The sequence below is a fragment of the Thalassospira sp. genome (assembly GCF_048059015.1).
Taxonomy (GTDB): Bacteria; Pseudomonadota; Alphaproteobacteria; order Rhodospirillales; family Thalassospiraceae; genus Thalassospira.
Genome location: NZ_JBLLNT010000002.1, coordinates 209,927 through 229,637, shown reverse-complemented (window position 1 = coordinate 229,637; position 19,711 = coordinate 209,927). Strand labels below are relative to the sequence as shown.

Annotated in this window: 18 protein-coding genes; 8 read left to right on the top strand and 10 right to left on the bottom strand. The window is 53.9% G+C overall.

The window, feature by feature from the left end; translation table 11 throughout:
- The first annotated feature begins 127 nt into the window (after positions 1-127).
- Genes rsmG through ACMZ66_RS01690 form a run of 3 tightly spaced genes read left to right on the top strand, consistent with a single transcriptional unit; the run spans position 128 to position 2,732 of the window.
- Entirely contained in the window at positions 128-718 is a 591-nt protein-coding gene (gene rsmG, locus ACMZ66_RS01700; RefSeq protein ID WP_416933834.1) for a 16S rRNA (guanine(527)-N(7))-methyltransferase RsmG, read from the top strand.
- Positions 715-1,542, top strand: a complete 828-nt coding sequence (locus ACMZ66_RS01695; protein ID WP_416933832.1) for a ParA family protein — start codon at positions 715-717, stop codon at positions 1,540-1,542. The genes rsmG and ACMZ66_RS01695 overlap by 4 nt, the downstream gene beginning before the upstream one ends.
- Entirely contained in the window at positions 1,539-2,732 is a 1,194-nt protein-coding gene (locus ACMZ66_RS01690) for a ParB/RepB/Spo0J family partition protein (protein WP_416933830.1), read from the top strand. The genes ACMZ66_RS01695 and ACMZ66_RS01690 overlap by 4 nt, the downstream gene beginning before the upstream one ends.
- An 87-nt stretch (positions 2,733-2,819) precedes the next feature.
- Here ACMZ66_RS01690 and ACMZ66_RS01685 read toward each other — a convergent pair whose 3' ends face one another.
- From ACMZ66_RS01685 to ACMZ66_RS01665, 5 genes are all read right to left on the bottom strand, one after another.
- Positions 2,820-4,304, bottom strand: a complete 1,485-nt coding sequence (locus tag ACMZ66_RS01685; protein ID WP_416933828.1) for a hypothetical protein — start codon at positions 4,302-4,304, stop codon at positions 2,820-2,822.
- A 266-nt stretch (positions 4,305-4,570) separates the two neighbouring features.
- Positions 4,571-5,602, bottom strand: coding sequence for a DNA polymerase III subunit delta (gene holA, locus ACMZ66_RS01680; protein ID WP_416933826.1), 1,032 nt, complete (start codon positions 5,600-5,602; stop codon positions 4,571-4,573).
- 44 nt (positions 5,603-5,646) lie between these two features.
- The gene (gene lptE / locus ACMZ66_RS01675) at positions 5,647-6,153 is read right to left on the bottom strand and encodes an LPS assembly lipoprotein LptE (protein WP_416933824.1); all 507 of its coding nucleotides are present in this window, start codon (positions 6,151-6,153) and stop codon (positions 5,647-5,649) included.
- Positions 6,150-6,776, bottom strand: coding sequence for a hypothetical protein (locus tag ACMZ66_RS01670; RefSeq protein ID WP_416933822.1), 627 nt, complete (start codon positions 6,774-6,776; stop codon positions 6,150-6,152). Before ACMZ66_RS01670 ends, lptE begins: the two co-directional genes overlap by 4 nt.
- A 4-nt stretch (positions 6,777-6,780) precedes the next feature.
- The gene (locus ACMZ66_RS01665) at positions 6,781-7,347 is read right to left on the bottom strand and encodes a DUF3576 domain-containing protein (RefSeq protein ID WP_416933820.1); all 567 of its coding nucleotides are present in this window, start codon (positions 7,345-7,347) and stop codon (positions 6,781-6,783) included.
- A gap of 253 nt (positions 7,348-7,600) precedes the next feature.
- On the opposite strand from ACMZ66_RS01665, the gene ACMZ66_RS01660 reads away from it, so the two are divergent.
- Together ACMZ66_RS01660 and ACMZ66_RS01655 are read left to right on the top strand one after the other, a co-directional pair.
- Positions 7,601-8,671 carry a porin gene (locus ACMZ66_RS01660; RefSeq protein ID WP_416933818.1) on the top strand — a complete coding sequence of 357 codons (1,071 nt, stop codon included), beginning with the start codon at positions 7,601-7,603 and terminating at the stop codon, positions 8,669-8,671.
- Positions 8,672-9,087: 416 nt separating this feature from the next.
- Complete coding sequence (locus ACMZ66_RS01655; RefSeq protein WP_416933816.1) at positions 9,088-10,125, top strand: porin; 1,038 nt, start codon at positions 9,088-9,090, stop codon at positions 10,123-10,125.
- Between the two features lie 71 nt (positions 10,126-10,196).
- On the opposite strand, the gene ACMZ66_RS01650 is transcribed toward ACMZ66_RS01655, so the two are convergent.
- Together ACMZ66_RS01650 and ACMZ66_RS01645 are read right to left on the bottom strand one after the other, a co-directional pair.
- The gene (locus tag ACMZ66_RS01650) at positions 10,197-11,426 is read right to left on the bottom strand and encodes a glycosyltransferase family 9 protein (protein ID WP_416933814.1); all 1,230 of its coding nucleotides are present in this window, start codon (positions 11,424-11,426) and stop codon (positions 10,197-10,199) included.
- Between the two features lie 29 nt (positions 11,427-11,455).
- Positions 11,456-12,094, bottom strand: coding sequence for a thiamine phosphate synthase (locus ACMZ66_RS01645; RefSeq protein ID WP_416933812.1), 639 nt, complete (start codon positions 12,092-12,094; stop codon positions 11,456-11,458).
- 84 nt (positions 12,095-12,178) lie between these two features.
- Here ACMZ66_RS01645 and ACMZ66_RS01640 point away from each other — a divergent pair, with 84 nt between their 5' ends.
- Positions 12,179-12,874, top strand: coding sequence for a YggS family pyridoxal phosphate-dependent enzyme (locus tag ACMZ66_RS01640; protein WP_416933811.1), 696 nt, complete (start codon positions 12,179-12,181; stop codon positions 12,872-12,874).
- 227 nt (positions 12,875-13,101) lie between these two features.
- On the opposite strand, the gene ACMZ66_RS01635 is transcribed toward ACMZ66_RS01640, so the two are convergent.
- Positions 13,102-13,791 (bottom strand): response regulator transcription factor, encoded by a 690-nt coding sequence (locus ACMZ66_RS01635; RefSeq protein ID WP_416933809.1) that lies wholly within the window; start codon positions 13,789-13,791, stop codon positions 13,102-13,104.
- Between the two features lie 245 nt (positions 13,792-14,036).
- On the opposite strand from ACMZ66_RS01635, the gene ribA reads away from it, so the two are divergent.
- Entirely contained in the window at positions 14,037-15,194 is a 1,158-nt protein-coding gene (ribA, locus tag ACMZ66_RS01630) for a GTP cyclohydrolase II (protein ID WP_416933807.1), read from the top strand.
- Positions 15,195-15,457: 263 nt separating this feature from the next.
- Positions 15,458-16,903, top strand: a complete 1,446-nt coding sequence (locus ACMZ66_RS01625; RefSeq protein WP_416933805.1) for a hypothetical protein — start codon at positions 15,458-15,460, stop codon at positions 16,901-16,903.
- Between the two features lie 90 nt (positions 16,904-16,993).
- On the opposite strand, the gene trpS is transcribed toward ACMZ66_RS01625, so the two are convergent.
- Positions 16,994-17,995: a tryptophan--tRNA ligase gene (gene trpS / locus ACMZ66_RS01620; RefSeq protein WP_416934594.1), complete on the bottom strand. Its 1,002-nt coding sequence runs from the start codon at positions 17,993-17,995 to the stop codon at positions 16,994-16,996.
- A 162-nt stretch (positions 17,996-18,157) separates the two neighbouring features.
- Complete coding sequence (gene murJ / locus ACMZ66_RS01615) at positions 18,158-19,708, bottom strand: murein biosynthesis integral membrane protein MurJ (RefSeq protein ID WP_416933803.1); 1,551 nt, start codon at positions 19,706-19,708, stop codon at positions 18,158-18,160.
- Between the last annotated feature and the right edge of the window lie 3 nt (positions 19,709-19,711).

The window sequence follows — 19,711 nt, the reverse complement described above, 5'->3', positions numbered from 1 at the left end:
TATCAAATCTGTTAGCGTGAAAAATCACAAAACATAAAAATCTTGGCTGGTGTGTTTTTCAAACTGAACGTATAAATCATTTATGCAACCCATTTCCGCACCCGTAAAAACATGGTTTGAACGCGATTTGAGTGTTTCACGTGAAACATTGGACCGTTTAAGCCTATATGCAGACCTTGTCGTTAAGTGGCAGCCACGCATTAATATCGTTGGCGCCAGCACGGCAGAAGACGTTTGGGGACGTCATTTACAGGGTTCTGCTCAGCTTTGGCCCCATCTGCACGATGTTGCAGCCGAGGGCAAGATTGTTGATTTTGGCTCTGGTGCTGGCTTCCCAGGCATCGTTCTGGCAATTCTTGGTGCCGGAAACGTGACCATGATGGAATCCAACACCAAAAAGACCGTGTTCCTGATGGAAGCAGCACGTGTTTGCGGTGTACTAGGTCAAACCGAGATTGCCCGTGAGCAAATCGAAGCGGCTGCACCGTGCGGTGCCGACGTGATCACTGCCCGGGCCTTCGCGCCACTGCCCAAATTGCTTGAGCTTGGCCAAAGACATCTAAAAGACGGTGGCCATTATGTGCTGCTGAAGGGACGTGCCTTTGAGGATGAGCTGGCGGACGCACGCGACGCTGGTTGGACATTTGATGTAACCACGCATGCCAGCCTGGTCGATCCGGACGGTGTCGTGATGATCTTAAAAGGAGTTAGCCGGTGACCGATGTAATTGACTTGCCGCTTTCTACCCAGTCTCAGGGCGCTGGACATCGTCCGCGTATCATCGCCGTTGCCAACCAGAAGGGCGGGGTTGGTAAAACCACCACCACCATCAATCTGGCAACCGCATTGGCCGCGGTAAACCAGCGGGTTCTGATCGTCGATCTTGACCCGCAGGGCAACGCCAGCACCGGTTTGGGTTTGCGCCCGTCGGACCGTCAGATCAGTTCTTATGACGTTTTGATCAATGGAAACTCGTTGGAAGAAGCGCGGCTTGATACCGCGATCCCGCGTTTGACCATTGTCCCGTCGGGTATGGATTTGTCTGGTGCGGAGATCGAGCTGGTCGATTTCGAACGTCGCGAAACGCAACTTAAGGAGTCGCTTGGTAAGCTTCCGCATGATGTTGATTACGTCCTGATTGATTGCCCGCCGTCCTTGGGCCTGCTGACGCTTAACGCGTTGGTCGCCTCAGACGCGGTTTTGGTTCCGTTGCAATGCGAGTTCTTTGCCCTTGAGGGTGTCAGCCATCTGGTACGTACGATCAAACGCGTGAAGAAGGCGTTCAACCCGGATCTCGAGATCCAGGGCATTGTTCTGACCATGTATGACAAGCGTAATAACCTGTCTGCACAGGTTGCCAATGACGTGCGCGATTACTTTGGCGATGTTGTGTATCGCACCGTTATTCCGCGCAACGTCCGTGTGTCAGAGGCACCAAGCCACGGCACGCCGGTGCTGGTGTATGATATGAAGTGCCCGGGTTCACGGGCCTATTTGAATCTTGCAAGCGAAGTCCTGAAACGCGAAGGGGTTAAAGCATGAGCGATGCAAAAAAACGCGGCTTGGGGAGAGGACTGTCGGCACTTCTTGGGGAAGAAGACGAGGATGTCGGTGTTGCCGTTTCTGGTGGTGACAAGGCGGGTGCCGCAGCGCATCCTGGGCCGGGTGGTACAACGCAGCTGATTGCGATTACCGATCTTAAACCGTCGCCGTTCCAGCCGCGCAGCAACTTTGACGACGAAGCGATTGATGATCTTGCGGCTTCGATTCGCGAAAAGGGCATCATTCAGCCGATCTTGGTGCGTGCGTCATCGACCGGCGAGACCACCTATGAAATCATTGCTGGTGAACGTCGTTGGCGTGCCGCACAGCGTGCACAGCTTCATGAAGTTCCGGTCTTGGTGCGTGATTTCGACGATCGTGAGACGGCCGAGATTGCCCTTATCGAAAACCTGCAGCGTCAGGATCTTTCACCGCTTGAAGAGGCCGAAGGCTATAACCGCCTGATGAGCGAGTTTTCTCATACGCAGGAAGCGCTTGGCCAGGCCCTTGGCAAAAGTCGAAGCCACATCGCTAACAGCTTGCGTCTTTTGGCTCTTCCGGTACCGATCAAACAGATGCTGTCTGACAAGGTTCTGAGCTCTGGCCATGCGCGTGCATTGCTTGGCGCAGATAACGCGGTTGAGCTGGCAGCACAGATCGTTAAAAAGGGCCTCAACGTTCGTCAGACCGAAAAGCTTGTGAAAACGGATGGCGGGAAATCTTCGCGTCCGAAAAGATCATCGGGCGGGTCATCTGTTGAAAAAGACCCAGATACTGTGGCTTTGGAGCGTGACCTTAGCAACATGTTGGGGTTGGCGGTCAATATCGACTTTGACGGCGCATCGGGCAAAATCTCGATTCGCTACGATACGCTTGAGCAACTTGACGACATCCTGCAGCGCCTGACACACGGCAAAGCCAATGAGCTGAATGCGGAAGACGACATCGACAACTCGGCAGATTCGGATGAGAACGAATTGAACTCGATGTTTATCGAGGACGAAGACGGTGAAGAGCAGGGTGAGATCGATGAAGACGATCTGACAGCTGAGCTTGAAAACATCGCCGAAGTCGCCTTGCCCGAACCAGAGGATGATGAAGAAGCATTCATGATCGACGGTCCGGAAGGCGACGATCCGATCGAAAGCGACGAGGTCGGCGAGGACGAGCTTGATGAGTTGATCAAGTGATCTGATCTGCTGATTGTTCCACGTGAAACGGGCCATCACATTGATGGCCCGTTTTGCGTTTCAGCGTGTGATCAGTGGTGGCTGAAATTATTTCAGCGGTGCCAGATCAAAATAGACATGGCTGAGTTCCTCATCCCCGAAACTTGCCGTTGGTGCAGGGGAGCCACCGGCATTGTGACACAGGAAGCAATTGCCCATCTGGGTGCCCTGGAAATAGGTTTCCATGGTGGTGTTGGCCAAACGCGATGATCCGACTTCGGGGGCCAGCAGGGCAACATTGCTGTTGGTTTGATCGGGAAGCGGGCTTTGCGGGATGATGCCGTTTTGGGTCCAGACTGCGCCGATCTGCACATAGTTTGCCCGGATGTCGCCGGACACCAGGTTGCCCAGAACGTTATTGTTCATCGAGATGATCTGCGCATTGACCGTGGCGCTGTTGGCATCTGACCCCGGTGTTCCCCATGGATTGGTGCGGACAACCGATGTCGGCACAATCCGGGTGGCCGGTGCGGTCAGAACGATATTGCCATTTTTGCCGACATGAGCCGTTTCGACATTCACACCATTATCCGGCGTGTTGGGCGCATAGAAGGTATAGCCGGATGCCGCAGGATCAAAGCTTGCCTCGGTCACGGCGTTTGCAGCGCTTTGATAATAGAAGGTGCCATTGGGCGTGTTGTTTTGGTGCTCAAACGTCGCCCAGATCATTTCCGGGTGACCCAAAACGGAACCCACCACGTGCATACCGGTCAGGGCCAGTGTTTTTGTTTCCGTCCCCGTAAGCTTCCATTCGGTTGCGACGCTTTGATCGTATTTCGGGACTTCTGCCTTTACCTGAACATAGCTTTCCGGGTTTGCGACGGTGCTGGCATCGACCCAGGATGTTTTAAGCTCGATCGCAAGCGCCATGGGGGCGGACGCATCAAGGCCGTTGGCCTTGGCATAGGCAACGACTTCGTCCTTGTCGGCCTCGGTCGTGGGGAAGGTGCCCAGTTTGATCGTGCCGGCCTTTTGCCCGGTCAGGAACGCACCATAGAAGGTGTTGGTATGGATGCCGTAATAGACAATCGATCCGGCTTGGGAAATCAGGATCCCGCCGCCGCCGGCCTGACCCGTTTCACCGATGGTGGTTGGAACGGCTTCGTCCTGCTTATTGACGCGGACCAGGAAATTGTTGATCGGCGTATCGTTCTTTAAGAACTTGCGAACACCCTTGTCGTTTTCCGGCGAGACATCATAAAAACCATCCGCATCGAAGATGTAGCTCATATCACCGGTGGCTTTGAGCTTTGTCGGCGATGTCAGCCACAGAAACATCTGCGATGACCATTTGAAGAAATCGCAATTGGTGTTGTTAGTTGGAAACTTGGCGCTGTCGGCGGCCGTGACGCTGCCATTCAGCGTGATTTGACCGTCTTTGAACCAGGTTGCCAGTTCCGTCTTATCAAGCGGGCAGGCGTCATAGGCGTCGGATGGCAGGATGGATGTTTGTGCCATGGCCGGAATTGAAGCCGCCAAGGCGGCGCCAGAAACGATCGCAGCGCCAAGCACGCGATGGAATGCAGTCTTCATTGTGATGTCCCTCTCTCATCAGATCTGAATATGCAGATATGTCCCCAAGTATCCCCTGTGCCTGCGTTGCGGGGCGCAAGCATCGTTGTTTATCAAATACCTGTGGGATTGAGGTGGGGATGCCAGCGGTGTTTGAACAGGCGGGCTATACTGAATGGGGGGGAAGGCTAACGCTTTGGGGTAAGGCAGGAAGCCGGTATAGGGAAGTGGGATGCAATGTTGCGTTGCAATATAAAAAGTCTCTTAAGTTTCCGACTCGATGGAAACTAGCGCCTACCTTGCTTCTGACGGGCAACTGCAACCTTGATCATTGCACGATGGGCAATGGTTTCGGGTATGGCGAGGCCGCTTTTGCAATCGCGTTCTGCTTCGAGAAGGATCTGCAGAGCGCGTTGAAGGTTATTGACGGCCCAGTTGTTCAGATTTGCGCGGAACCGGTCTGCTGCCTTGAAAAACAGGGGCGGGCGCAGTGATTTCATGGCCTGGTCGGCATTGGTGCCTTGGGCGACCTGTCCCTTAACCAGATGCAGCTTTTGAAAATAGCTGATCATCATGCGAAGGGCCCCAACCGGATTAAGGCCCTCTTCGACCAGCCGCGTCAGGGCGGCATCAAGATTGACCACATTGCCCTGTGAAACGGCCTGAATGACATCGTCATAATGGCGCGCGGAACTATCCCCGACGCAGGCCATCGCGTCAGCCAGTGTGACTTGACCTTCTTTAAGCGCGTAAAGGGCAAGTTTCTCGAGCTCACTTCGCGAAATCATACGGTCAGAGCCCAGATTGGCGACCAGATAACGCGTGGCATCGCGATCAATGCGAAGCTTGTGCTCTTCCATGATCGAGTTGATCAGCCCTTCAATGTCGCGGCCGCTATCGGCATAACAGGGCAGGGCCATGCCATTGGTGGATTTTTCAACGGCCTGACGCAGCTTGGATTTGGTGGCAAGGCTTCCGGCCTCAATCACAATCAGGGCATCGCCAGCAGGGTCACCGAGGAAATCGGCGATGATCGGGGCCTGAGCCTCGCCAATATCGCGGATTCGGATCACACGGCGTCCGCCGCCAAAGCTAATGGCGGCGGCTTCATCACGCAGGCGCCCGCCGTCTTCTTTGAGTTGTGGGATACCGAGCTCGATCACCCGGAAGGGATCCTTGAGATCCTCAACCACGGTTTTGGCCAGTTTCACGGCGCGCTCGCGCACAAGTCCTTCATCCTCGCCATAGATCAGAACGAGCTGAACCTTGGCATCCGGAGCACGGAGAAAGTTTTCGACCTGGGCCGCTTTGAGCTTCATGAGAGGACTTGGTGGTGAATTGTGAACGGGGAAGTCTGGTTGCGTTATTGCGAGCGAAGCCCGATCGCGACCTGATTGGCAAGTTGCTGGGCGAGATTGCGTGCTGCGTCATTACGTGCCGCGCTCTCAGCCTCGATGCTGGCAAAATCCGAATCGACGATGTTGTAACTGGTACGCGCACGTACATTACCTTTGCGCAATACCTTGGAGTCGGACCGGCGCGTGAGTTCGTAATTGCCGCTAATCAGGTAATCAGAGATGGTGGCTTCGTTGTCCTTGGTAAAGCCTTGCCCGCTCGTCGATTCCGTTACAGTGACCTTAAGATCATAAAGCGGACTCGCAACCTGGCCCCGTGGGGTCAGAGTTTCGATCAGTGCATTGCGGGTGACCTGTCCGACACGGTCATTGATCAGGGCAACATTGACCCGCGCCATGTTGGCGGCGGTGTTATAATTGTCGCCGCTGGTCGCATAAAGCGGCCGAAAGCCGCATGCGCTCAAGAGTGTGAGTGCAGCTACTGCAAGAACCGGAAATACCGCGCGCAATCTCATTTAACTGTGCCTTTTGCCTTGGACGCCGTGATCAGACCTTGGCGCCACAATAGTTCGGTTCCGATAAAAGGGCAAAACAGAGTTAGGCCGCTTGCGAAAGAAAGGTAGTTCTCGGGATCAAAGCCTTCTTGCTCAAGCTGCTTGAACTTTTCCCTTAGTGCTGCAATGGCAAGATTGTTCTTACCATCGGTCAGAAAAGCACTGATGGCGGGATCGGGCCTCGGATCTGAGTGTTGCAGTCCATATTGAGGAAGTTCGGCCGCGAAACGCCAAACAGCGCGCAACCAGCGCCAATGTCCGATAAGGCTGTTATGTGTCACGTGCAGTGGCCTGTGCATTGGTACATCAGCAAGCAAGGCCAACGAGACCACATCCAACCCAACTTCGCTGCAAAGCTGCTCAGCATTTTCAGCTAATGCATCCGTCGTGACTTTTGCAGGCTTCGGAGCATGTACCTGATTTCCTGACCTGCCCACGTTGCAAAGCGCAGCCCTCAGATCCTCTAGCCCCGACGACATTCTTTCAAATACACGCCCACGCTGCTCGCGCACGAAGAACCCCCAGTCACGTTCAAGCGAGTGGGGGTTATATTCTGGTGAGATATATAAGGTGTCGTTTGCCAACGGCCTATTCGGCATTCGCACTATCAATGCGCAACTGGCGTGCACGAGTTAGAATCAAATCTTCCAGCGCAGTTACTGTACCGTCTTCAACAACCGCATCTTGCCATTGGTTAGGCCCTACATTGACCTGACGGAATACCGAGACTTTGATTGCGTCAGAACGAAGTGCGGTGCCAAGGATGTACGCCGTCAGCTTGAAACGTTCGTTCTGCGTTTCAGCAGGTGTGTACCAGTCGGTAATGATCACGCCGCCAAACGGGTCGGCCGAGTTCAGCGGCATGAATGACAGGGTGTCGAGCGTAGCGCGCCACAAGAAACTGTTCACGCCGATGCCGGATCCACCACCTTGCTGCTGTTGTTCGCCACCAAAAATGTTCAGGCCATTTGACCCAAATATTCCACCCCGTTCTTTTTCCTGCGCGCGGGTCATAGCCCGGCCGTTTACGCGTTCGTCAGTATTTGCGGAGCCAGGAAACTGGTCATAGTCCACTGAAGTGTAACCACAGCCTGTCAAAACCAGTGCTACACCTGCCCCGGCAACCAGCGACTTGAACGAAGAAAAGGTTATCATTTCCGGCCTTTAGACAAGTTTGTGACGATCAAAATCAATATTTCCCGCGAATATAGGGCGGAAATGTGCGATGAGCAAAGAAAACCAGTGTGCTTTTTCTGCAACACGCATTGCCTAATGTGGTTTTTGCGTCACAGCAATTGTTGACGTGGCGCAAGATTAGTGGCTCCATTCGTGTCGAACCGGGCGGCAAAAGCTGTCCAAAAATTTGTTGTAGCGCCACAAGGCGTAAGCAAAGACGTTGAGGGAAAAGATGAAAAAGATTCTGGTTGCTTCCAGCGCACTCGTCGCTGTCGCATTCGCAGGCCAGGCACAGGCTTCTGAGAAAATCAGCCTGTCCGTTGGCGGTTACATGGAACAGTGGATCGGTGTTGCTGATCAGGACAACAACGCTCAGGACAACTACAACGCTTTCCAGTCTGACACCGAAGTTCACTTCTCCGGTGCGACTACTCTGGACAACGGCATCGAAGTTGGTGCGAAAATCGAACTCGTCGGTGAAGGCGGCAACTCCGGCACCATGGTTGACGAACAGTACCTGTACGTTAACGGTGGCTTCGGTCAGGTTAAGCTTGGTGCAGAAGACGGCGCTGCAGCTGATATGGGCATCTCCGCTCCGGCAGTTGGCCCGGTTGGCGCCAACGATGGCGATATGCCGAACTGGGTTGCTCTGGCTGCGACCCCGGACACTGTTCCGGCTGGTGGTGACTCCAAGCGTATCACCTACTACACCCCGTCGCTCGGTGGATTCAAAGCTGGCTTCTCCTATGCAGACGACGACAGCTCTGAGAACGATGATGATGTAGCAACCGGTGACAACCGCGTTTCTGCTGGCATCCAGTACAACGGCGACTTCGATGGCGTTTCCGTTGCCGTTGCAGTAACCGGCGAGCACATGGGTGAAGGCGAATGGTACAGCGTTGGTGCAAACGTTGGCTTCGGTGCATTCACCGTTGGTGCATCTGCGATGCACCGCGACGCAGAATTTGGCTTCGGTGAAAACGTAACTGCAAACATCGGTACCGGTACCAATGGTAACCGTACCACTGCAGACGACGACACTCACTTTGATGTGGGCGTTTCTTACGCAATGGATGCAGCAACCGTCTCCCTGACCTACGCATACGCTGAAGACGATCGTAGCAACGATGCAACCGGTTCGGACGAAGTTTCTGCTCTTGACCTTGGTCTTGCCTACACCCTTGGTGCAGGCGTGACTTGGAAGTCTTCCGTATTCTGGTTCGATTCTGAAGGTCAGCTTGCTGGCAACTCAGACGACAACGAAGGCTTCGGTGTAGTTACCGGTCTCGCACTGTCCTTCTAATCCCTAACGGATTAGTTGAAGAGTTGAAGGGGATGGATTTTCCATCCCCTTCTTTTTTTGTGCGCGTGGCAGTGACTCACTTATGGGAAAGGTACTATTACCAGAACCAAATTTCAGCTCAATTCAAAACAAATAATGACCATCAGACAGGTACGGTAGTGAGCTTCTGTGGGTAGAGGTTTAGGGACTGGAATATTTCTGTAATGGTAGAATAGTAATTGCCTATAGTACTGCATGACAGTTTCTTGCGATAGGGTTGTGTTGCGAAATTATTACACTTTGTTTTGTAAATGACCATTGGTCACGTATATTAATTGACCAACGGTCATCTGGATGTCTTTATGACCCTCGACAGAACGAAGGGCCGTCCGGTTCAAACCCCTTCGTCCCTAAACGTCATTCTATTGAGGGTTAAGATGAAAAAGATTCTTTTTGCTTCCAGCGCACTCGTCGCTGTTGCTGCTGCAGGCACCGCACAGGCTTCCGAGCCGATCCAGCTTGAAGTTGGTGGTTACATGGAACAGTGGGCCGGTGTTGCTGATCAGGACGTCGGTGAGTCCAAAAACGCTTTCCAGTCCGACGCAGAAGTTCACTTCTCCGGTAAAACCACGCTCGATAACGGCATCGAAGTTGGTGCGAAAATCGAACTCGAAGCTGAAACCTCCTCTGACCAGATCGATGAACAGTATCTGTTCGTCAACGGTGGCTTCGGTCAGGTCAAGCTTGGTAAAGACGATGGTGCAGCCGACTCGCTCGGCATCACCGCACCGTCTGTTGGTCCGGTTGGCGTTAACGATGGCGACCTTACCAACTGGGTTGATGCGTACCTGATCGACACCGTTCCGTCGACCGGCGACCACAAGCGTGTCACCTACTTCACCCCGAATCTTGGTGGCTTCCAGGCTGGCGTTTCTTACGCAGATGATGACACCTCGAACAACAACGACACCGCAACGGGTGGTGACAACGTTATTTCCGCTGGTGTTAGCTACCAGGGTGAATTCGACGGCGTTTCCGTTGGTGTTTCTGCTGTTGGCGAAAACCAGGGTGAAGGCAACTGGTACGGCCTTGGTGCAACCGTTGGCTTTGGCAACTTCGTAGTTGGCACCTCCTGGGGACACATCGAAGACGATTTCGCACAGGGTGAAAACTCCCGCACCGGCGACGACACAGACGCATTCGACGTTGGCGTTTCCTACGCAATGGACGCAGCCACCGTTTCCCTGTCTTACGGCTATGCTGAATACGGCAACCGCGACATCGACAGCTCCTCGGCTGAAGATCTGTCGGGTACCGGCGAAATCAGCACCGTTGATCTTGGCCTTGCTTACACCCTTGGTGCAGGCGTGACCTGGAAATCCTCGATCTTCTGGTTCGACGACGAGTCCGACAACGCAGCGATTGCTGACAATGACGGCTACGGCGCAGTAACCGGTCTGGTCCTGAACTTCTAATTCTTCGGAATTTGAAGCGGATATGAAGGGGTGGCTTCGGCCACCCCTTTTCTTTTGAGTAGTGCCTGGTCTTAGTTGGTCGTCGGATATCCCAGATCGTCACAGATTGTCGAAGCAATCGATGTGTCAGAGCGCGCCAGCTGAGCAACGCACGGAACCGGATCATCTGTTACAAGCGCGTTTGCAAGCGATAGGTCACTGTTTCCGGGAACTTGCTTGAGTTCGTTAATCGGCACATTCAAACTTCCCATGCAGCCAATTTGGCCATCAGAGGTCGCGCGAAGCTTTGCGAGCCCACAGGGTGCCTCGCAATAGGTGCCTTTGAAACTGCTTTGCCACGTCTTGAGGTTTTTATGGCGTCCCTGAAGGGTTGCTGCTGAAGCAGAGCTATAGATGCCCAATCCCGGCGTTTGGAAGAGCTTCGCAATATGGGCGGGGCCACTATCGGCAGCGATGAGATAGTCCTGTTCACCAACGAACTGGACAAGATCGCCGATGGTTTTAAAGCCATCGACAAGCTCGATGTTTTCACCACTTAAATCGCCAAGGGCGGCTTTGTATTCCTTCATCACACCTTGATAGGCATTGAGCACGATGGTGATGTGAACGTCTTGCTTTGCCAGTGTTTCGGTAATGGTTTGAACCAGCTTCGGTGGCAGGGTACGAAGCGGTGATGAAGCCATCGGGACAATTCCGATGCGCATTCCCGCTTTTGCCACCGGTTCTCGTTCATCGAGCGGACAGGGATCAATCCCGAACGCCTCGCACAGTGCTTCTTCCGGGTTCACCGGCATGGTTGCGATGTCTTTCCAGCCTTCCATTTCGCTGAGATCAACGACGTGGTCAAAACGCGCGAATTGTTTTGACGACATAAAGAGTTGGAAAATCTCGATATCGGGAATAAGTGCGAAGATATCTGATGCACTACCGCCGTTCAAAACGCCGATCCTGACATTGGGGAAGCGAAGCCTTAGCGCCTTAAGGAACAAGGTCATGCCCACGCAGTCGCCAAGGGCATCATCAGGTATCAAAAAGAGTATCGATTTCTTCGTCAGATCAAGTTCATGCCAGCCATCGCGCGGAACGACCTGCATCCGATAGCTGTCTGATTTGATCTTTACCCCGGAGGCCTTCGCCAAAACCTGCTGCCGCAAGAGGGATGTTGCGCGCGTAAAGTAAACCGCGCTGTCATCCGATGCCTGACCCAATGATGGGCTGACATTTGGCAATCCGAACTGAAACGGCAATCGCGACGAAAACCGGGTAAATGTCTTGCGTGACGGATGGGGCTTGCGGGGCATTTGGGGTCGTTCTCCAGTCTCAAAGCTGGTCAGCTGACGGGTGCAGAAAACCCTATCCCCGCCAAAGAGGCAAGGGCGGATGTTCGCAGTTTAGTGGCTGTTTTTCCTGTGATGCCGCCAAGCCCGATGGGCGACATTTCAGCTTCTTTGCAGAGCCTTGCCATTGCCAGCATATCGCTCTGCTTTAGTATGTTGGCCCCTGGGTGGCTTTGGGTTGGGAAGATCGGGGAGATAAAAACTCCGTCAGGGCGGGCGATACCCGACAACTGTTGTAACTCACGGATCGTATTGATCTGGTGACAGGCAGATGTTCGGATCAAGTCATGCGGGATCTGCGTGTAAATCTGCGGTGTTTGATGGATGCGGTATTCGGGTAGGTGGATGCCGTCGGCATCAAGTTTGAGTGCGAGTGCAAGATCGTTGGCAACAAGGAACAGGATGCCTCGGGCGCGGCAAAGTCTGCTCAATCTGGCACCGAGTATTGCCCTTTCGGGGTGATTGTAGTGGCGAAAAACGACCATGCTATCAGCTGGCAAAGCCTTGATTGCCGTTTCCGGATCGGGCAAACGCACATCATCGGTCATAAGAACAATCGGCGGGATGACGCAGTGTTTTCCGCCATTGCGCAGATTGAGCTGTCTTGCCTGCTTTAACAGGGTGTCATCCATTGATACTATCCCGATTCTGCGCCTAAATTCTCGAAGCAATCATGCGCCAACCACCCATGCACCAATCACCAAGGGTCATCTTCCATGAGCACTCATGACACCGCGTCTGACAACAAGGATGTCGCCAAGAATCTTGCTGAAATTCAAAGCAATATCAATGCTGCCTGTGCCGCTGTTGGTCGGAACCCGGATGATGTGACCCTTGTTTGTGTGTCGAAGAACCATGAAGCGGACCATGTGCGCAAGGCGCTGGTTGATGGGCGTCGTGTCTTCGGAGAAAACCGGGTTCAGGAAGCCGCGGGCAAATGGCCTGCTTTACGAGACGAATTTCCGGACCTGGAGCTTCATCTGATCGGGCCGCTTCAAACCAACAAGCTTAAGGATGCGGTTGAGCTGTTTGATGTGATCGAGACGGTTGATCGCCCGAAACTGGCCAATGCATTGGCAAAGTATCGTGATAAAACCGGCCAGTGCCCTGATTTGTTCATTCAGATCAATACGGGTGAAGAAGATCAAAAGGCCGGCATCGCGCCCAAGGATGCTGATGATTTCATCAAGATGTGCCGCGATGAGCTGAAATTGCCGATCATTGGCCTTATGTGCATTCCCCCGGTTGATGAAGAACCGGCACCGCATTTCACCCTGCTTGGCAAGATTGCCGAACGCCACGGCCTTAAAATCAAAAGCATGGGAATGAGCGGTGATTACGAGGCTGCAATCCGACTTGGGGCGACCCATGTGCGGGTTGGAACAGCGATTTTTGGGTCACGAGGCTACTAATCGACATTTCAGGCTGATTTTTGTGCCAAAAATCCGATGTTCAATCGGAAATCGTGTAATTCGCACTCATTTTCAGGCGTTTCTCTATCGATTTGAGTGAAAACTCGATTTTTGGGGATTCTGTGGATAATTGGCACGAGTCCTATGACGCTGGGGTCCGAACTTTGTGATAAAAAAATCCCGATAAAACGGGATTTTTTTTATTCAGCAATGAAACGGACCTGAAATCACGGGATCAGTTTATACCCGCCGGGCTCTGTAATCAGGATCGCCGCGTTGGATGGATCCTTTTCGATCTTTTGGCGCAAGCGATAGACGTGGGTTTCCAGCGTATGGGTGGTGACCCCGGCATTATATCCCCAGACCTCGTCCAGAAGGGTTTCGCGCGTGACCGGTTTGTCGCCAGCCCGGAACAGGAATTTCAGGATCGAGGTTTCCTTTTCCGTCAAGCGGACCTTTTTCTCGGTCGCGGTTTCGATCAGGATCTTGGCACTTGGCTGGAAACTGTAGGGGCCGATAACAAAAACGGCATCCTCGCTTTGTTCATGTTGGCGGATATGCGCGCGAATGCGCGCCAACAAGACATTGAGGCGAAATGGCTTGGTGACATAGTCATTGGCGCCGGATTCAAGGCCCAGAATGGTGTCTGAATCACTATTGGCCCCGGTCAGCATGATGATTGGGGATTTGACCCCGGCGCGGCGCATCAATTTGCACACATCGCGGCCATCCATGTCGGGCAAACCGACATCAAGCAGGATCACATCAAAATAGGATTCCTTGGCGGCATCAAGCGCATCCTTGCCACTATGAGCGACAACGCATTCGAACTCTTCATGCAGGCGAAGCTGTTCAGTTAAAGACTGGCTGAGCGCTGCATCGTCCTCAACCACGAGAACCTGTTTACCTGTCGACATTCACCATCCCTTGCTGCTTGCCAGATCCCGTCTATATATTGGGCTCGAATTGGTGCTGTATCACACCATTGTTTTTGTGGAACTTAAGCTCCAAGCCCGCCATATATGTAGTACTCGTTCTAGGATCAGCGTCTTACAGTGTATTTTCAAGAACAAACTGTTTTCGCTTTAACCCATTGACCTATACCTTATCCAGCCCCATACCCACCGGATCGCGATGTTGTGATCACAAAGACAAGATACCGATGACCCAAAGCTCTGCCGCGACGGCCCAAAATGACAGCAATCTGATCCCGGCCACCGATCTGGTGACAGTATCCCGTGCCGTGGCCGATTTGCGCCGTGGCGAGATCGTGCTGGTGCAGGGCCATCATAATGGCGAAGCCCATTCCGTTGCTGTCATCGCCGCTGAACCATTATCGCAACATGGTTTTGAACGTCTGTGTGATATCGCGGCAAATGGCGAAGCACCAGCAATCGTCATTCCGCGTGTGCGCGCCAAATCACTGGGCCGTGCCTGCAAGGATGATGCCTTCATCGCGTTTGTGAGCCAGAGCCAGTCAGACATCAATGCCGACCGTTTGGGCGAAATCGCCAATCCGTTGCTCGATCTTGATAAACTGCCGAGCGGTGATTGGCGTCCGGTCAGCATGGCCGAAAGTGCGGCCATCCGTTTGGCAAAGCTTGCACGGCTTCTGCCCGCTGTGGTGACGGTTGCGGTTGGCGCAGATCAGCTGGAAAACCTTGCACGTGGTCAGAACCTTTTGGTGCTGCAATCAGATAGCATTAATGGTTATGAAAATGCATCGGCGGCATCCCTGCGTCAGGTCAGCGAAGCACGTGTGCCGCTGGAAGATGCAGAAAACGCCACGGTGATTGCGTTCCGTCCCGAAGATGGTGGGCAGGAACATCTGGCCATCGTGATTGATGAACCGACCAAGGACAAACCGGTTCTGATCCGTCTTCATTCCGAATGCTTTACCGGCGATCTGATCGGATCGCTCCGTTGCGATTGTGGTCCGCAGTTGCGTGGCGCGATTTCAGAAATCGCCAATAGCGGGCAGGGCGGCATCGTTCTGTACTTGCGTCAAGAAGGCCGTGGCATCGGGCTTGTGAACAAGCTGCGCGCCTATGCGCTTCAGGATCGCGGGTTTGACACCCTTGATGCCAACGAAGAGCTTGGCTTTGACGCCGATGAACGCGTTTATCGCCCGGCGGCCGAAATGCTCCGTCAGCTTGGGTTTGAAAAAGTGCGTTTGTTGACCAACAACCCGGAAAAACTCACAGGTTTGGAAAACTGGGGTGTTTCGGTGTCCGAGCGCGTGCCGCACAAATTCCCGTCCAATGGTCATAACGAGTTTTATCTGCAGACCAAAAAGGACCGGGCAGGGCACCTGTTTTAAACTGCGTGGAATGGCCTGCAAATAACGGCTCCGTCTGCGCATGGTGCTCACGTACCTGAAGTACGCTGCGCGCCAGTGCTCGCCAACCCGTCACTTTCGCCACATTCAACACAGTTTAAATAAGCCAACCCTACCCGGCAGAAGATTCCGACGGGTAGCTTCGTTGCGACATCCTTCAAACAAAAATCCCGGAAACCCCACGATTTAAGCCGATCTAAAACTGGCACCCCTTTTGCAAATTAAACCGCAAGAGGAGGACAGACATGTCGATTGGTGCAAATTGGCGGCAAATTTCGCCCGGTAGCGTTCCGGGTACAGCAGGCGACGTAGCGGGCAACAAGTTTGCCCAGTCGAATGCGGCTGACCAGCTTTCTGAAAATGCAGAAGGACGGACCTTCTCCGAATATATGTTCGGAGAAGACGGATTTGAGTTCACCGATTTCCTCGATGTGATTAACCCCCTGCAGCATATTCCCGGCGTTGGCATGATTTACCGTTCGCTGACCGGTGATGAGCTCGGCAATGGCGCACGCGTTGTTGGCGGCGGGCTGTTTGGTGGTGTTTTCGGTCTTGCGGGTGCAGCGATCGATGCTGTGGTGGATGCGGTAACTGGTGACGATACCGGTAGCCATATCATGGCGTTTGTTGAAGATGGCTTTGGGGGCGGTACGCCTGATGACGGAACGGCGGTTGCTGATGCATCAGGTAGCGCAGCTGGTGCTGCAACCGTAGCAGCCAATGATGGCAGCTATCAGGGTGAGTTGGTATTGCCCTGGATGACTACAGATAGCGCGTCATCGGCATATGCAGCCAGCCAAGCGGAACAGGCAACGATTGTTCAGGCCGCACCGACCGCTCCGGTGGATCAGGCGATTCCGGCCAGTGCCGCAGCCCCCAGCTCGAACGGATTTACTGGCGTCAAGCCGTCTGATCTGAATGTGCCATGGGGTCAAGCGACCCATGTTGCGGCTTCAAATGTAAGTCCACAGCTTCAAGCCCAGATGCAGGCCCATGCCGTGACAACCGAAGTCGCAGAAGCAGGCCCCGAGCCTGATCCGGCAGAACTGAGCGTTGCCATGGCCGCGGCCGGGACAGCAAACCCGGCAGCGCCAGCCACCACGATGACAAAAACAATTGCCTCGAACTCGGATACCGGTTCCCCGATCAAACGCGCATCCTTTAGCAGTGATGCCGGCAATACCGTCTGGGCCCGCGCGGCAAGCAGTGGTCGGGTAAGCCGTCAGGAAAATACCTTTGCGATTTCGGCAGAGATGGCCGCGCATGAAACACGTTATGCAAAGCGTAATCTGGTCAAAGAAGAGCGGCAGTCAGTGATCGATGAGAATATCATGTCTGATAGTGGTGGGCCGCTGTCGGCCGCCGAAATGGCGGCGCGCTTTAATGCAGCATTGGGCCGTGAGAAGGCTCAGACAATGGCAGCAGATGCTGTTTCTGGCACCAATGCGGTTGCAGATCAGGGGCGTTTGAGCGCGCGTGAAGAAAACCAGTCTGCAGGTGTCACCCATAATGCTTCGGTAGAGGCTTCCGGCGCGGAAGAAGAGGCTGTTCATCCATTGATGCAGCGCGCATCAAACCATATGGGTGGCGATGAGCCGGTTGGTGCCTGGTTCAGCCAGACCATGATGGACGGCTTGAAAAAGTATCAGGCAATGCAAAAGCAGTCACAGCCGTCTGGAAATTCAATCTAAGCCAGTTGGGTTGATCACGAGAATTCACGCATGAAAAAAGCCCGCCTGTCATTGACAAGCGGGCCTTTCTTTATCTGGTGCCTTAACCGATCAGCGACCGAGGAAACCGACGATTTCCTTGACTTCTTTGAGGATCGGCTGGGCGATGGCATTGGCGCGATTTGCACCCTTTGCCAGAACGCTGTCGATATAGGCCGGATCGTCTTTCAGGCGTGCCATTTTCTCGGTAATCGGTGCCAGCTTGTCGACAACAACGTCGGTCAAAGCCTGTTTGAAGCCAGAGAACTGGGTACCACCATGTTCTGCCAGAACCGCATCGACGGTGCTGTCGGTAAGCGCAGCATAGATGGTGATCAGGTTCTTGGCTTCCGGGCGGCCTTCAAGACCGGCTGCTTCGGATGGCAGCGGCTCCGGATCGGTTTTTGCCTTGCGGATTTTCTTGGAAAGCGTATCGGCATCATCGGTCATGTTGATGCGTGCCATGTCCGATGCATCGGACTTTGACATCTTTTTCGAACCATCACGCAGCGACATCACACGGGTTGCCGGACCAAGGATCAGCGGTTCGGGTTGCGGGAAGAAGCCTTCAACTTCGTAATCATTGTTGAACTTCAACGCAATATCGCGGGCCAGCTCAAGATGCTGTTTCTGGTCTTCGCCAACCGGAACATGGGTTGCCTTATAGGTCAGAATGTCAGCTGCCATCAGCGACGGGTAGGCATAAAGACCAAGCGACGCGTTTTCGCGATGCTTGCCAGCCTTTTCTTTGAACTGGGTCATGCGGTTGAGCCAACCGATACGCGCAACACAGTTAAAGATCCAGGCCAGTTCAGCATGTGCGGAAACCTGGCTCTGATTGAACAGAACCTGATTTTCCGGATCAATGCCGGCTGCAATCATGCTGGCAGCGAGTTCGCGAATGTTGGAACGCAGTTCTTTGGGATCTTGCCAGACCGTGATGGCATGCATGTCCACGACGCAGAAGATGCATTCATATTGCTTCTGCAGCGTTACCCAGTTGCGGATTGCGCCAAGATAGTTGCCAAGATGAAGGTTACCGGTGGGCTGAGCGCCCGAAAACACACGTTCCATAACGTCGTCGTCCATTTCAAATGTTGATCAATAAAGCCTGCATACTCCGCCAGGTTTTGGACACCCGCCGGCGGACGAGCATGCAAGCAAACAGCGCGGAGTTAAGCCGCCCCGCGCCATCAGGTCAAGAAGCATGTCGGGAAATGACCGGAAATATTGCGATCAGGCGGTTTTTCCGCGCTTCAGGGTCGCTTTGAGTTCGGAAAAGCTGGTGGCACCAAGCAGTTGGGCGCTGATCGCATAGACCGCCATGCCACCACATACACAGATCGCCATGGTAATGATCCGCGTGATCGAAAGCGCGTCATTTTCCCAGAACGTATCAATGACAAACCAAAGGGCCGCCCCCATTAGGGCGGATGCCAGCAAAATACGCGGCACCCGTCGGGCAAGGCGGGCATCAAAGGTCAGATCCCCCCGCCGGTGCAAAATAATGCCAAGCGAGGTCGCATTGACCCAGACCGAAACAGACGTCGCCGCCGCAATGCCCAGATGCCCGAACCATGGCATCAGCACAACGATAAGAACGATGTTCAGCACCATACAGGAAATACCGATGCGGATCGGTGTTTTGGTGTCTTCGCGCGCAAAGAAGCCCGGTGCCAACACCTTGACCAGTACCGATGCCGGCAGGCCAAAGGCAAATACGGTCAATGCCATGCCGGTCATAAGGGTTTCTTCCGCGCCAAACGCACCGCGTTCAAACAGAACGTTAATCACCGGCAAGCCCATGACACCAAGCGCAATCGCGGCCGGAAGGGTCAGAAGAAGGGCAATTTCAATGCCGCGGTTCTGGCTATACATCGCGGTTTTGGCATCATCGCCCTGCAACTGGCGCGACAATGTCGGCAAAAGGGCGGTGCCAATCGCAATGCCAATCACGCCAAGGGGCAGTTGTTGCACCCGATCTGCGTAATAGAGCCAGGACACCGCACCGTCCGATACAAGGGACGCCAGCATGGTGTCGATCAGAAGATTGATTTGATAAACCCCGGCGCCAATCATGCCCGGGATCATGCGTTTGCCCAGAAGCTTTATCCGGTCATCAATGCGGGGCAACTGCCATTTGATGGCAAAACCGGCGCGCTTGCAAGCAATCACAAGGGCAATGAACTGTGCCACCCCGGCAAACGCGACCCCCCATGCAAGGGCGTGCGCGGGGGTTTCCATGACAGGTGTCAGTCCAAGAAGGGCAGCGATCAGGCAGATATTTAAAATGATCGGTGCTGCGGCCGCGGCGGCATAGCGATGGAGCGTATTGAGCACACCTGACATCAGGGCCACGGCAGAGATAAAGGCAAGATAGGGGAAGGTGATGCGCGACAGTTCAACGGCAAGGGTGAACTTTTCCGGGTCCTCGGCAAAGCCCGGCGCAAACACATACATCGCCCAAGGCATCAGGATTTCAATGATCGCAACCAGAAAGCCTGTGATGAGGACGAGCATCGACATGGCGCGTGCGGCAAATTCACGTGCCACGTCCATGCCGCGTTTTTCGATGTCGCCCGCCAAAAGCGGGATGAAGGCTGCGGAAAACGCGCCTTCGCCAAACAGGCGGCGAAACAGATTGGGGAATTTGAACGCAACAAAGAACGCATCGGCCATGCCGCCCGCACCCAACATCCCGGCAATGAGGATATCACGGCAAAATCCCAACAACCGTGACAGCAGGGTAAAACCACTTACCGTGGCGATCGAGCGAACAAGCGACATGCG